This window comes from Azospirillum agricola, assembly GCF_017876095.1.
Classification (GTDB): Bacteria; Pseudomonadota; Alphaproteobacteria; order Azospirillales; family Azospirillaceae; genus Azospirillum; species Azospirillum agricola.
Window position 1 is genome coordinate 20,622 of the sequence record NZ_JAGINM010000036.1, and the last position, 14,076, is coordinate 34,697.

General features: G+C 68.4%; 10 protein-coding genes. 7 read left to right on the forward strand and 3 right to left on the reverse strand.

Annotated features, from left to right (window positions below; genetic code table 11):
• The first annotated feature begins 198 nt into the window (after nt 1-198).
• Together J2847_RS31495 and J2847_RS31500 are read left to right on the forward strand one after the other, a co-directional pair.
• A complete protein-coding gene (locus J2847_RS31495; protein WP_209782678.1) occupies nt 199-2,226 on the forward strand; it encodes a protein kinase family protein in 2,028 nt (675 codons plus the stop codon).
• An 18-nt stretch (nt 2,227-2,244) separates the two neighbouring features.
• Nucleotides 2,245-2,739: a hypothetical protein gene (locus J2847_RS31500; protein ID WP_085554432.1), complete on the forward strand. Its 495-nt coding sequence runs from the start codon at nt 2,245-2,247 to the stop codon at nt 2,737-2,739.
• 66 nt (nt 2,740-2,805) lie between these two features.
• Here the strand turns inward: J2847_RS31500 and J2847_RS31505 are convergent, their stop codons facing one another.
• Nucleotides 2,806-3,798: an alpha/beta hydrolase gene (locus tag J2847_RS31505; RefSeq protein WP_209782679.1), complete on the reverse strand. Its 993-nt coding sequence runs from the start codon at nt 3,796-3,798 to the stop codon at nt 2,806-2,808.
• Complete coding sequence (locus J2847_RS31510; RefSeq protein WP_209782680.1) at nt 3,788-4,786, reverse strand: ABC transporter ATP-binding protein; 999 nt, start codon at nt 4,784-4,786, stop codon at nt 3,788-3,790. Before J2847_RS31510 ends, J2847_RS31505 begins: the two co-directional genes overlap by 11 nt.
• A gap of 154 nt (nt 4,787-4,940) precedes the next feature.
• On the opposite strand from J2847_RS31510, the gene J2847_RS31515 reads away from it, so the two are divergent.
• Entirely contained in the window at nt 4,941-5,129 is a 189-nt protein-coding gene (locus tag J2847_RS31515) for a zinc-finger domain-containing protein (protein WP_085554429.1), read from the forward strand.
• A 400-nt stretch (nt 5,130-5,529) separates the two neighbouring features.
• A complete protein-coding gene (locus J2847_RS31520; protein WP_209782681.1) occupies nt 5,530-7,587 on the forward strand; it encodes a sensor domain-containing protein in 2,058 nt (685 codons plus the stop codon).
• A gap of 3 nt (nt 7,588-7,590) precedes the next feature.
• On the opposite strand, the gene J2847_RS31525 is transcribed toward J2847_RS31520, so the two are convergent.
• Nucleotides 7,591-9,858 carry a mechanosensitive ion channel family protein gene (locus tag J2847_RS31525; RefSeq protein WP_209782682.1) on the reverse strand — a complete coding sequence of 756 codons (2,268 nt, stop codon included), beginning with the start codon at nt 9,856-9,858 and terminating at the stop codon, nt 7,591-7,593.
• A 286-nt stretch (nt 9,859-10,144) separates the two neighbouring features.
• Between J2847_RS31525 and J2847_RS31530 the strand changes: the two genes are divergently transcribed.
• The 3 genes from J2847_RS31530 to frc all read left to right on the forward strand — a co-directional run bounded on the left by J2847_RS31530 (nt 10,145) and on the right by frc (nt 13,988).
• Nucleotides 10,145-10,834: a GntR family transcriptional regulator gene (locus tag J2847_RS31530; protein WP_085554426.1), complete on the forward strand. Its 690-nt coding sequence runs from the start codon at nt 10,145-10,147 to the stop codon at nt 10,832-10,834.
• A 42-nt stretch (nt 10,835-10,876) separates the two neighbouring features.
• Complete coding sequence (gene oxc, locus J2847_RS31535; protein WP_209782683.1) at nt 10,877-12,646, forward strand: oxalyl-CoA decarboxylase; 1,770 nt, start codon at nt 10,877-10,879, stop codon at nt 12,644-12,646.
• Nucleotides 12,647-12,713: 67 nt separating this feature from the next.
• Nucleotides 12,714-13,988, forward strand: coding sequence for a formyl-CoA transferase (gene frc, locus J2847_RS31540; RefSeq protein WP_209782684.1), 1,275 nt, complete (start codon nt 12,714-12,716; stop codon nt 13,986-13,988).
• Nucleotides 13,989-14,076: the final 88 nt, after the last annotated feature.

Genomic DNA, 14,076 nt, shown 5'->3' on the forward strand with positions numbered 1-14,076 from the left:
CCTCGGGTCCCGTTTCCCGGAACCGCCCGGTCCCGCCGTGCAAGGCGAGGTCGGGCGGTTCGCGTTTGGGGAACGGGAAGCCCTCTCCCGGAACGCCAAGGCTTTAACCAGCTCTTCACGGCGTGTTAAGTGTTTGTTTGCCGTTTTCCCGCCACCTAGAGCGGGCGACACCGCGCACGCCCTGGGGATACGCCGCTCATGCCGTCCGACGCTCAGACCGCCGCCACGGGGGCGATGGCCGATACCGTCAAGCTGGCGGAACGCTACGAGATCCAGCCGGGCGCGCCGATTCCCGCGCTGAACGCCGTCGGCGGCAACGCCTTCACCGCCAAGTCGCTGCGCGAGAAGCGGCTGGAGCCCTTCGCGGTCATCTGCCACGCCTCCACCCTGCCGCGCACCGACGTCTGCTCGACCGTCGCCGGTTTCGACAACGGCACCCACATGCGGCTGCTCGACTGGGGGCTGGTCGATTGGCCGCAGGATCGCGGCCGCCGTTATTGCCTGGTGTTCGAGAAGCCGGGCGGGCGCCGCCTGATGGGCTCGATCAACGACACGCTGGATCCGATGCCGGAGGACCAGCTCACCCGGCAGATCATCCAGCCGCTGATCTCGGCCCTGAAGGAGATGTCGAGCCGCGGCGTCGTCCACGGCGCCATCCGCCCGACCAACCTCTATTACCGCGACCTCGCCTCGGGCGGGCTGATGCTGGGGGAATGCGTCACGGCGCAGCCCGGCTACGGCCAGCCGGTGCTGCTGGAGACCATCGAGCGCGGCATGGCGATGCCGGCCGGGCGCGGCACCGGCACGGCGGCCGACGACATGTATTCGCTGGGCGTCACCCTGCTGATCCTGGCGCTTGGCCGCAACCCGGTGGCCGGGCTCGACGACGAGGCGGTCATCCAGGCGAAGATCGAGCGCGGCTCCTACCCGGCGCTGGTCAACCAGCACCGGCTGCCGCTGGCGGTCAACGAGCTGGTGCGCGGCCTGCTGGTCGACGACCCCAAGCAGCGTTGGACGCTGAACGACCTCGATTTGTGGGCGGCGGGCCGGCGGCTCAGCCCGAAGCAGCCGCAGATCTCCCGGCGCGCCGCCCGGCCGATCGAGTTCCAGGGGCAGGAGTACTGGCATTGCCGCACGCTGGCCCGCGCCTTCGCCCGCCACGCCCCGGCGGCGGCGATGGTGATCGAGAGCGGCGAGCTGGACAAGTGGCTGCGCCGCTCGATGGCCGACGAGGTGCGGGCGGAGGCGGTCGGCAACGCCATCCAGACCGCGTCGGGCGGCAAGGGCGGCAGCCAGGGCGACCGGCTGGTGGCGCGCGTCTGCATGGCGCTCGACCCGTCGGCTCCCATCCGCTACCGGGGACGGTCGATGATGCCGGACGGGGTCGCCACCATGCTGGCCGACGCCTTCATGCGCGGCGAGTCGCCCCAGCCGGTGGCCGAGGTCATCGCCAACCAGCTCCCGATGTTCTGGGCCAACGTCCAGAGCGAGTTCAAGCCGGAGTTCGTGCCGCTGGTGCAGACCTACGACCAGCTCCGCGGCTTCCTGGAGCGCGCCGCCTACGGGCTGGGGGTGGAGCGGGTGCTGTACGAGATGAACCCGACCATGCCCTGCATGAGCCCCCTGGTGGCCAAGCAGCTTCCGACCAACCCGGCCGAGCTGCTGCGCGCGCTCGACTGGCTGGGGGCCGGCGGCGAGCGGCACAAGGATCCCGTCGACCGCCACATCGCCGCCTTCCTCGGCGCGCGGCACAAGCGGGGCGACGATCTGCTGTTCACCCAGCTCGGCAGCGGCATCGAGCCGATGCGGCGGGTCATCGCCATGCTGACCATCCTGTCGGACGTCCAGGCCCGCACCGGCGTCGACGGGCTGACCCATCTGGCGAGCTGGGTGGTGGCGCTGCTCGACCCGGTGTTCCGCCGCTTCCACAACCGCCAGACCCAGGAGCTGGTGCGCAAGCAGGCCGACGGCGCCGCCCACAACGGCCGGCTGACCGAGCTTCTGAAGGTGGTGGACGACCCGGAATCGTTGCGGCGCGACCGGCTGGAGTTCGAGGCGGCGCAGATCGCCTACCGCGAGGCGGACGCCGAGATGGAGAAGATCCGCCACACCATCGCCGACCGCAACGCCATCGTCGAATCGTCGGGGCGGCAGGTCGCCGCGATCGCGTCCAGTCTGCTGTCGACCGTGCTGGTCGCCGGCATCATCCTGTTTTTCGCCTTCTGACGGGCCGGGGAGCATCGCATGGCGCGGAAGCGGAAGAAGAAGAAGGGCGGGATGCTGACGCTGATCCTGCTGATCATTCCGGCAGGGTTGATCGTGTTGCCGACCTCGATCCTTTTCGGGATCGGAATGATTCCCACCATCGTCGCCTACGTGGTGGACCGCGATCCCGACAAGTCGGCGCCGATCACGGTCGGCGGTTTGAACTTCTGCGGCTGCATGCCCTTCGCCATCGAGCTGTGGAAGCACCAGCACACCATCGGCGCCGCCGCCAAGATCTTCGCCGATCCGCTGGCCTGGCTGGTGATGTATGGCGCGGCGGCGGTCGGCTGGGGGCTTTACTACGGCATCCCGCCGCTGGTCGCCGGGCTGGAGATCACCCGCGCCGAAAAGCGGGTGGAGGTGCTGAAGGGCAAGAAGGTGGCGCTGGTCCAGGAATGGGGACCGGACGTGGCGGGGGATTACTTCGACGAATCCGGTGGTCTTTCGCCGGGCGAGGAGGCCGAGGGGGCCTGAGGGACGGGAATGTTCGTTCCGTCCAAGGAACGTTCCTGACCTGGAACGTTCCTGCCTTGCAACACCCTACTTTGCCGCCACCAGTTCGCGCGGGTTGCGGTCGGCGCCGCTGGCCAGCGGGTTCTTCGGGTGCTCGATCCAGGCGGCGATGTCGTTGACGACGATGCCGCCCTTCAGGTCGCGCAGCAGCATGTGGTAGCCGTCCGGATAGACCGCGACGACATGCCGGCCGCCGGCCTCGAAATCCTTCAGGGCGCGCTCCACCGGCTTGGGCGGCAGCACCTGCTCGTGGGCGCCGTAGAGCACCAGCGACGGCACCTCCAGGCGGGGGCAGGCGGCCAGAGCCTCGCCCATCAGGTCGGTCAGCCCCTCCAGCGCGTCGACCCGCGAGCCCTTGATGACCAGCGGGTCGCGGCCCAGCGCCCGCAGCATCTCGATGTTGTCGGAGGGCTGGATGTTCATTTCCCTGGGCGGATGGACGACCATGCCGGGGACGAGGTTGTAGGTGACCCACAGGGCGGCGCGCGGGAAGAAGCCCATCGTCTCGCGGCCCCAGACGGCGGGCGCCACCAGGATGGTGCCGTCGACGCGCGGCGGCTGCTTGTCGGCCATGGCGGTCAGCACGACGGCGCCGCCCATGCTCTCGCCCATCAGGAAGACCGGGACGCCGGGGTGGCGGTGGCGGACCTGCTCGACCGCCGTCTTGACGTCGGAGATCAACGTCGGGGTGCCGGGCCAGATGCCGCGCTCCTTGCTGGCGCCGAAGCCACGCTGGTCGTAGGCGTAGGTGGCGATGCCCTGCGCCGCGAAGCGCTGCCCGGCGCCGTCGAAGGCGTTGGAATAGTCGTTGAAGCCGTGCAGGGCCACCACCGCCGCCCTGGGCTTGCCGTCCGCCGGCAGCCAGGAGCGCAGCGGCAGCTCGAACCCGTCGGCGGCGACCAGAGCCTTGTCCGTCAGCGCGGGCTGGACGATGGCCGTCCCCATCGGTTGGAAATTGGCGGCGCAGCCGCCCAGCAACAGACCCAACCCGAGAACCGCCGCCAGCCCGCTACGCCGCATGGATTACCCCTGTCTGACCGTGTGCATTGCCCGTAAGTTGGAGGAATATATCCTCCAAATCCGATTCCTCGGTCGTGACATCGATGATCCCGATGCCGGCGCCTGCAAGCGCCGAGAGAATCGCCCCGGCCTTCTGCCGGCTGGGCTGGTAGCGGACAACCAGACGGCGCGGTTCCGGCAGCTCGACGCTGAAGCCTTCCAGCGCGGGCGGCGGCGCGGTCAGGTCGCGGTCGATGGTGAGGCACAGCGCCTTGTTGTCGACCCGGCGCAGCAGCGTCGTGGTCGGCTCGCACGCCACCACCTGCCCGTGGTTGATGATGGCGATGGTGTCGCACAGCTCCTCCGCCTCCTGGAGGTAGTGCGTGGTCAGCAGCACGGTGGTGCCGGCCCGGTTCAGCCCGCGCACATACTCCCAGAGCTGCCGGCGCAGCTCGACGTCCACCCCGGCGGTCGGTTCGTCGAGGATCAGCACCGGCGGGGTGTGGACCATCGCCTTGGCCACCATCAGCCGGCGCTTCATGCCGCCCGACAGCGAGCGGGCGTGGGCGTCGGCCTTGTCGGCCAGCCCGACGGCGGCCAGCAGCTCGTCGGTCCGCCGGTCGCGGGCCGGCACGCCGTAGAGGCCGGCCTGGAGCTCCAGCATCTCGCGCGGGGTGAAGAAGGGGTCCATGTTGAGTTCCTGCGGCACCACGCCGATCGAGGCGCGGGCGCGGCGCGGGTGCTCGGCCACCTCGTGGCCCCAGATCGTCGCCGTGCCGCCGGTCTTGTTCACCAGACCGGCCAGGATGTTGATCATGGTCGATTTGCCGGCTCCGTTCGGCCCGAGCAGCCCGAACAGCGAGCCGCGCGGGATGGCGAGGTCGATGCCCTTCAGCGCGTGCTTCGGCCCGGCCTTGCCGGTCGGCTGGTAGATCTTGGTCAGGCCGCGGAGCTCCACCGCGTTGGCGGGAAGATCGACGGGGGTGGGGGTGCCGGCGTGCGCGACCATGATCTGTTCTGGACCCATAGCGGTGGAGTTGCGGAAAAGCCTGTCAATCCCGTTGATCCGCGCCGCGCGATCGGTATCATCCCGCCCGCGCGCGCCGAAGTCCGGGAAACCTGTCCCACGATGGCGCACGGGCGCGCGCCTGTCAAAAGAGAGGATGACTGCCATGCAGCCGACCGAGACGATTACCGTGGAAACCTCGACCGTCGGGTGCGACGGCGGCGGCGGCGCGCTGGGCCATCCGCTGGTCTACCTGACGCTCGATCACGACCGCCGGGTCGAATGCCCCTACTGCTCGCGCGAGTATGTGCTGAAGGAAGGGGTCAAGCTCGGGCACGGTCACTGAGTCTCTGCGACTCGGCCGAAAGAGCCGGTTCCAAGGTTCCAAGACCAAAGGATCCGTTTGCTCCGATCTCAAGACGAGGGGGATGGAAGAGGGGCCGCGACCGGCCGGCTTCCGTCCCCTTTTCTTTTGTGGGTATCGGACCGAGTTCTTGGGCGATGCCTCAGGGGAAACCCGGATTCCCAATGGGATAGGGTCCTTCCGGATTGGTCGCGTTTCATTCCTGTTATATTTTTGCTTCAGGTTGTGTCAGTATTTGACAGTTCCGTCTTGACGGGATCCCGTGAGCTGTCATCTACTTTGTTGCATTGCGATACAGGCCAGTCCGTCCACAATTGTCCGTTCGAGTATCGAAATGCTGTTTCCAGGCGGTTCAGGCTTGGCGTCGGAAGAGGCGCGCACCATGAGTCAAGAGACGGAAGAGCAGTATCGCAGCATTTTCGAAAATGCCGTCGAAGGCATTTACCAGACGACCATCGACGGCCGTTACCTGCGCGTCAACCCGGCGCTGGCGGAGATTTACGGTTACGCGTCTCCCGACGACCTGATCGCCAACCTGACCGACATCGCCGGCCAGCTTTATGTCGATCCTGGAAAACGCGAGGCCTTCGCCGACCTGATGGCCCGCAGGGATACGGTCCACAGCTTCGAGGCGCGGGTCTTCCGCCGCGACGGCACGATCATCTGGATCTCGGAGAGCGCGCGTTGCGTGCGCGACGCCGCCGGCCGCATCCGCTATTACGAAGGGACCGTCCAGGACATCACCGAGCGCAAGCAGCACGAGGAGAAGATCCGGCTGCTCGCCACCGTCTTCGACAGCGTCGCCGACGGCATCCTGATCGTCGATCCGGAACTGACGGTCCAGGCCATCAACCCGGCCTACGAGATCATGACCGGCTTCCAGCGCGAGGAGCTGCTGCGCCATCCGCTGGTGCTGTTCGCCCCTGGCTCGCACGAGCGCAGCTTCATCGAGTCCATCTGGACCACGGCGCGCCAGTCCGGCCGCTGGCAGGGCGAGGTCACCAGCTTCCGCCATTCCGGCGACGCCTTCGCCGCCGCCCTGTCGGTGACCTCGGTCCGCGCGCCCAACGGCGTGCTGGAGCATTACGTCCTCACCATCGCCGACATCAGCCAGCGCAAGTCGCAGGAGCATCAGATCCGCTACCAGGCGAGCTTCGACCGGCTGACCGACCTGCCCAACCGCTGGCTGGTCTGCGAGCGGCTGGAGGAGGCCATCGTCCGCGCCCAGCGCGGCCACAGCAAGGTGGCGGTCGCCTTCCTCGACCTCAACCGCTTCAAACAGGTCAACGACACGCTGGGCCACCACGCCGGCGACGAGCTGCTGAAGCTGGTGGCGCGGCGCCTGCGCAACTGCACGCGGATGACCGACACGGTGGGCCGGCTGGGCGGCGACGAGTTCCTGATCGTCGCCCCCGACGCCGCCGACCGGTCGGCCGGCGCCCGGCTGGTCGAGAAGATCCTCTATTCGATGGACGAGCCCTTCGGTGTCCACAACCAGGAGCTCTTCTGCGGCGCGTCGATCGGGCTGGCCTTCTACCCCGACGACGGCGACACGGCCGACCAGCTGCTGCGCAACGCCGACCTCGCCATGTATCACGCCAAGCGCAACCCGGAGCACCGCTACGTCTTCTACGACGGCGGCATGCGCGAGCGCTCGGGCTTCACGCTGGGGCTGGAGAGCGACCTGCGCCGGGCCGGCGGCGGCGACGAGTTCGAGCTGCATTTCCAGCCCAAGATGGACATGGCGGCCGACCGGGTGATCGGGGCGGAGGCGCTGATCCGCTGGCGCCACCCGGTGCGCGGCATGGTCAGCCCGGCGGAGTTCATCCCGCTGGCGGAGGAGACCGGCCTGATCTGGGAGATCGGCGCCTGGACCTTCATGGAGGCCTGCCGCAAGCTGGCCGGCTGGATCGAGCAGGGGCTGCCCATCCCGGTGGTGTCGGTCAACCTGTCGCCGCGCCAGTTCCAGGACGCCCGGCTGGTCGGCTTCGTCCGCAGCGTCGTCGAGGCGTCCGGCATCCCGCCCGACCGGCTGGAGCTGGAGCTGACCGAGGGCGCCATGATCGGCGACATCGAGAAGGCGGTGATGATCCTCAACGGGCTGAAGGACGTCGGCGTCCGGCTGTCGATCGACGATTTCGGCACCGGCTATTCCTCGCTGGCCTATCTCAAGCGCTTCCCCATCGACACGCTGAAGATCGACCGCAGCTTCGTGCGCGACATCGTGAAGTCCTCGACCGACCCGGCGATCGTCGGCACCATCGTCAACCTCGCCGGCAGCCTGGGCTTCGACACCATCGCCGAGGGGGTCGAGACGGCCGAGCAGGTCGAGATGCTGCGCCAGCAGGGCTGCACCCGCATCCAGGGCTTCCTCATCAGCCGCCCGCTGCCCGCCGAGGCGTTCGAGGCGTTCATGCGGGCTCGGGTGGTGCCGGCCTGATCCCTACAGCGCGCTCTTGCGCCGGCCGGCCCCGGCCTCGGCCTCCAGCGCCTCCTCGCCGAGAGCGTGCAGGGCAGCGCCGGCGGCCAGATTGCGTGCGTCCTCGCCGATTGGACCGGTAGCGGTCGCCTCGCCGGCGAAGCGGACCGTCACCTCGCGGTGGGCGAAGCGGATGCCCTCGCGGCGGAACAGGGCGTGGAGTTCCTGGAACACCCGCTTGCGGATCTCCCACTGGTCGCCGGGCCGGGTCATGAACTTGACGCGGAGGATCATCGCCGAATCCTCCATCTGGATGACGCCCTGCGACTTCAGCGGCTGCAGGAACTTCGGCCCCAGCTCCGGATCGTCGAGCAGCGCTTGGCCGAGCTGCTTGATGTGCTTGCGGACCTTCTCGACGTCGGTGTCGTAGGTGATGCGCAGCGGCAGCTTCATGATCACCCAGTCGCGCGAATAGTTCGTCAGCTGGTGGATCTCGCCGAAGGGAACGGTGTGCAGCGGGCCGCGATGGTGGCGGAGTTGCATCGAGCGCACCGAGATCTTCTCCACCGTGCCGCGGATGGAGCCGATCTCGATGTACTCGCCCTTGCGGAAGGCGTCGTCGATCAGGAAGAAGGCGCCGGAGAAGATGTCGCGGATCAGCGTCTGCGCCCCAAAGCCGATGGCGATGCCGGCCACGCCCGCCCCGGCGAACAGCGGCGCGATGTTGACGCCGAGATCCATCAGCACGCTGAGCAGCACCGCCCCGACGATCGACAGCAGGATGAAGTTGCGCACCAGCGGCAGCAGCGTCGCCAGCCGGCTGGCCGAGCCGTGGCCGCCGCCCTCGTCGCCGGGAATGGTGCTGGGCGCCGGCCCTTCCTCGGCGATCTTGCGGTCGATCCAGATGCGCACCCCCTGGTAGGCGACGTAGCCGATCAGGCAGACCGCCATGATGCCGATGAGCCGGTCGGCCGCGTCGCCGTGCATGCGCGGGATGTTCCACACCGACAGCGTCACCGCGACGCCGGCGGCGGCGGCGAGGATGCCGGCCACCCGTCGGGCCAGAGCCTCGTAACTGTCGAGTGTGGCGCGCGGCGGGGAACGCTCCTCCGTGCGGCCGTCCCCGCCATCGCGGTCCGGCGCCTCGTCCAGCGGCCGCCACAGGGTGCGGCGGTGGTGGAACAACCATTCGGTGGCGTAATCGACGGCGGCGTAGACGGTCAGGATCGCCCCGGCGACCGCGTAGGCGCCGAGCAGCAGCGGCAGCTCGGTCGGCCAGTCCATGATGAGCCGGTGGGCCAGCGCGCCCCAGGCGTAGGCGAAATAGGCCAGCGTCGCGGGAAACCACAGGCGCAGGGTCAGGTTTTCGAGGGGGGTAAGGCTCCCGGCCGGGCGCCCGGCGAGGATCACCCGCTCCACCGTCCGCCGGTTGGCGCGCAGCGCGACGAGCGTCGCCAGCGCCGTCAGCAGGCCGGACAGCGCGACCAGCACCGCGTGCGGGTCGGACGGCATGCCGAGCGCCTGCGGCCACACGGTGCCGATCATCAGCACCACGCCGAAGGCGCCGCTGGCGGTCAGGTCGCGGCACAGGCGGCGGATGGCGGGATCCCGGCGGGTCCGGTCCGGCGTGCCGGTCAGCAGCACCAGCCGCCAGAACAGGGCGACGCCCCAGACCAGCAGATAGCCGACTCCGACGAGGATGACGGTCTTCTCGGTTACCGGAGTCGGTTCCTCGACCAGCGCGACGGCGAGTGCGAAGGCGGTCAGGGTGGCCAGCGCCATGCCGCCCAGCGTCAGCAGCGTGCGCAGCACCAGCGTCGGGAAGCGCGCGGCCAGGGCCGAGCCGCCGGGCCGGACCGGCTTGGCCGGGGGCGGAAGCAGGCGGCGGGCCACCGGGCGCTCGTAGAGAAGATGCTGCGCCCCTTGGCCGACGGCCATCAGGGCGATGGTCAGGCCGATGACGCGCAGGAAATAGCCGGGTGCCCCGGTCGGGCTCTGCGCGGTCATGACTGTCAGGATCGCGTCCGGGATCTCGGGTGCGGCGTGCAGGCGCTTGGCGAGGCCGCCGCGGAAATCCGCCATCCGGTCGCGGCCGTGGCTCAGCATCGTCATCATGCCGTCAGCCGCGCTGGCTGGGGCGGCAGCCTCGGCGGGTGGTGGCGCCTGCGCCCGTCCGGTGAGCGGCGACGCCAAGGCCAGCAGGACCGCCAGCAGCAGAAGAGAGGCCCAGCGCCGGACCGGCCGCCGAAGATCCGGGGGAAAGGCGCGGGGGAAGGGCAGGAGGATCGGCATGGCATGGGCTCGCGGGGCGGGCGGTCGATGGCTCCAGAGTAGCGCAGATCAGCGGGCGGGAAAGCGGTTCACGGGAATGTGACCGCCGGGTGATCGCCAGGCCGGCGACCACCCGTCCACGGCCAATTTCCGTCGGCCTGCAAAATAGTTCGAGGTTCCCGCAATTGCCCTTGCGCGGCGTCTGGCATCTGGTATACCGTATCGATAATTCAAAAAGACACAGCAACACGCTGGAACGACAACAAGCGGCGCCGCGGGCGTCGGCGCGCAAAGGGTCGGAAACGCGATGAACCGTGAACGTTTCGCCGTCGAACCGCTGGACCAGGGAATGAGTTTCAAGGCGAAGGCCTACCAGTCCCTGCGCCACGCCATCACCCAGATGAACATCTACGGACAGGCCAACGAGATCCGCCTGGACGAGCGCCGCCTCTGCGAAGCCCTGGGCGTCAGCCGGACGCCGGTGCGCGAAGCCATGGCGCTGCTGGAGCAGGAGGGTTTCATCCGGTCGCAACCGCGCCGCGGCATCTTCGTGGTGCGCAAGAGCAAGGCCGAGCTGGTGGAGATGATCACGGTGTGCGCCGCCCTGGAAGGGATGGCCGCCCGCCTGTTCGTCGAGAACGCCACCGTCGAGAAGCTGGAGGGCGTCCACCACGCCTTCGACAAATACACCAAGGCCGAACTGGCGCAGCACGTCGCCGAATATTCGGACGCCAACATCGTCTTTCACCAGAGCATCGTTCAGGCTTCGGGCTCCACGCTGATCGCGGACCTGACCGACCGCTTCTTCATCCACATGCGGGCGATCCGCCGCGTCACGATGGGCATCGGCGACCGTGCCGACCAGTCCATCCACGAACACCGGGAGATCATCGACGCCCTGGCCAGCCGGGACGCCGATCTCGCCGAACGACGCGTGCGGGAGCACACGCTTGGTCTCGCGCAGTACGTGGAAAAGCACTGCGATTTCCTCGACTGACCGATTTCGAACCTTTCAGGAGCTCGGGGAGGAGTTACCCTTATGTCAACTGCGGCTGCAACAATCGTCAAGAATCAAGCCACGGACGCATCCGAAACCGATGCAGCGCAGGCGCTGACGGATGGCTTTCAACTCGTCATCGACGCGCTCAAGCTGAACGGCATCAAGAACCTGTACTCGGTGCCCGGCATTCCGATCTCGGATCTGCTCCGCATGGCCCAGGCCGAGGGGTTGCGCGTCATCTCCTTCCGGCACGAGCAGAACGCCGGCAACGCGGCGGCGATCGCCGGCTTCCTGACCAAGGCGCCGGGCGTCTGCCTGACCGTGTCGGCTCCGGGCTTCCTCAACGGCCTGACCGCGCTGGCCAACGCCACCACCAACTGCTTCCCGATGATCCTCATCAGCGGCTCGTCGGAGCGCGAGATCGTCGATCTCCAGCAGGGCGACTATGAGGAGATGGACCAGCTCGCCATCGCCAAGCCGCTGTGCAAGGCCGCCTTCCGCATCCTGCACGCCCAGGACATCGGCATCGGCGTGGCGCGCGCCATCCGCGCCGCCGTCTCCGGCCGTCCGGGCGGCGTCTATCTCGACCTGCCGGCCAAGCTGTTCGCCCAGGTGATCGACGCCGCCGAGGGCGCCCGCTCGCTGGTCAAGGTCATCGACCCGGCCCCGGCCCAGATCCCGGCGCCCGACGCGGTGACCCGCGCGCTCGACCTGCTGAAGGGCGCCAAGCGCCCGCTGGTCATCTTCGGCAAGGGGGCCGCCTACGCCCAGGCCGACGAGACGGTCCGCGCCTTCGTTGAAACGAGCGGCATCCCGTTCCTCCAGATGAGCATGGCCAAGGGCCTGCTGCCCGACACCCACCCGCAGTCGGCCGGCGCGGCGCGCTCGATGGTGCTGAAGGACGCCGACGTCGTCCTGCTGGTCGGCGCCCGCCTGAACTGGCTGCTGTCGCACGGCAAGGGCAAGACCTGGGGCAAGCCCGGCTCGCAGAAGTTCATCCAGATCGACATCGAGCCGCGCGAGATGGACAGCAACATCGAGATCGCCGCCCCGCTGGTCGGCGACATCGGTTCCTGCCTCTCGGCCCTGCTTGACGGCATCAAGGGCGGCTGGACCGTTCCGCCGTCCGAATGGACCGACGCGGTCAACGGGCGCAAGGAGGCGAACATCGCCAAGATGGCGCCCAAGCTGATGAAGAACTCCTCGCCGATGGACTTCCACGGCGCGCTGGGTGCGCTGCGCCGCATCGTCAAGGAGCGGCCGGACGCCCTGCTGGTCAACGAGGGCGCCAACACGCTCGACCTCGCCCGCGGCATCATCGACATGTACCAGCCGCGCAAGCGCCTGGACGTCGGCACCTGGGGCGTCATGGGCATCGGCATGGGCTACGCCGTCGCCGCCGCGGTGGAGAGCGGCAAGCCGGTGCTGGCGATCGAGGGCGACAGCGCCTTCGGCTTCTCCGGCATGGAGGTGGAGACGATCTGCCGCTACAACCTGCCGGTCTGCATCGTCATCTTCAACAACAACGGCATCTACCGCGGCACCGACGTCAACCCGACCGGCGGCGAGGACCCGTCGCCGATGGTGTTCGTCCCCGGCTCCCGTTACGACAAGATGATGGAAGCCTTCGGCGGCGTCGGCGCCCATGTGACCACGCCGGACGAGCTGTACAACGCGGTCAGCGAGGCGATGAATTCCGGCCGGCCGACCCTGGTCAACGCGGTGATCGACCCGGCGGCCGGCACCGAGAGCGGCAACATCGGCAGCCTCAACCCGCAAAGCGCGGTCCGCAAGGGACCGGCTCAATAAGGCAGGGCGGCGAAAAGCCGCCGGACCATCGACCATCACGGGACATTGGGCAGAGGGGGAGAAATACATGGGCAAGGCACTCGAGGGTGTGCGGATTCTCGACTTCACGCATGTGCAGTCGGGGCCGACCTGCACGCAGCTCCTCGCCTGGTTCGGCGCGGACGTCATCAAGGTCGAGCGGCCGGGCGAGGGCGACATCACCCGCAGCCAGCTGCGCGACCTGCCGGACGCCGACAGCCTGTATTTCACCATGCTGAACCACAACAAGCGGTCCATCACCCTCGACACCAAGACGCCCAAGGGCAAGGAGGTGCTGGAGGCGCTGATCCGCACCTGCGACGTGATGGTCGAAAACTTCGCCCCCGGCGTGCTGGAGCGCATGGGCTTCTCCTGGGAGCGCATCCAGGAGCTGAACCCGGCGATGATCGTGGCCTCGGTCAAGGGCTTCGGCCCCGGTCCCTACCAGGACTGCAAGGTCTACGAGAACGTCGCCCAATGCGCCGGCGGGGCGGCCTCCACCACCGGCTTCGACGACGGCCCGCCGATGGTGACGGGCGCCCAGATCGGCGACAGCGGCACCGGCCTGCATCTGGCGCTCGGCATCGTCACGGCGCTTTACCAGCGCAAGACGACCGGCCGGGGCCAGAAGGTGCTGGCGGCGATGCAGGACAGCGTGCTGAACCTCTGCCGGGTCAAGCTGCGCGACCAGCAGCGTCTGGCCCACGGGCCGATGAAGGAGTACCCGCAATACCCGAACGGCGAGTTCGGCGACACGGTGCCGCGCGCCGGCAACGCGTCGGGCGGCGGCCAGCCCGGCTGGATCCTGAAGTGCAAGGGCTGGGAGACCGACCCCAACGCCTACATCTACTTCATCGCCCAGGCTCCGGTGTGGAAGTCGATCTGCACGGTGATCGGCCGCGAGGAGTGGATCACCGACCCCGACTACGCCACCCCGGCCGCCCGCCTGCCGCGCCTGATGGAGATTTTCGGAACCGTCGAGGACTGGACCAAGACCCTGAGCAAGTTCGAGGTCATGGACATTCTGAACAAGTACGACATCCCCTGCGGCCCGATCCTGTCGATGAAGGAGATCGCCGAGGACCAGTCGCTGTTCGCGACCGGCACGCTGGTCGAGGTGCCGCATCCGACGCGCGGCAGCTACCTGACCGTCGGCAACCCGATCAAGCTCTCCGACAGCCCGACCGAGGTGACGCGCTCCCCGCTCCTGGGTGAGCACACCGACGAGATCCTGCGCGAGGTGTTGGGCTTCGACGACCGCGACATCATGGACATCCGCGACAGCGGCGCGCTCGGCCTCGTCGAGCGCATGGCGGCGGAGTAAGACCTTTTTCCACGCTTCAAGCCCTCTCCCCCCGGGGAGAGGGTTAACCGGCCCCGCAAGTGAACGCACGGAGGGGACAGCCCCCTCA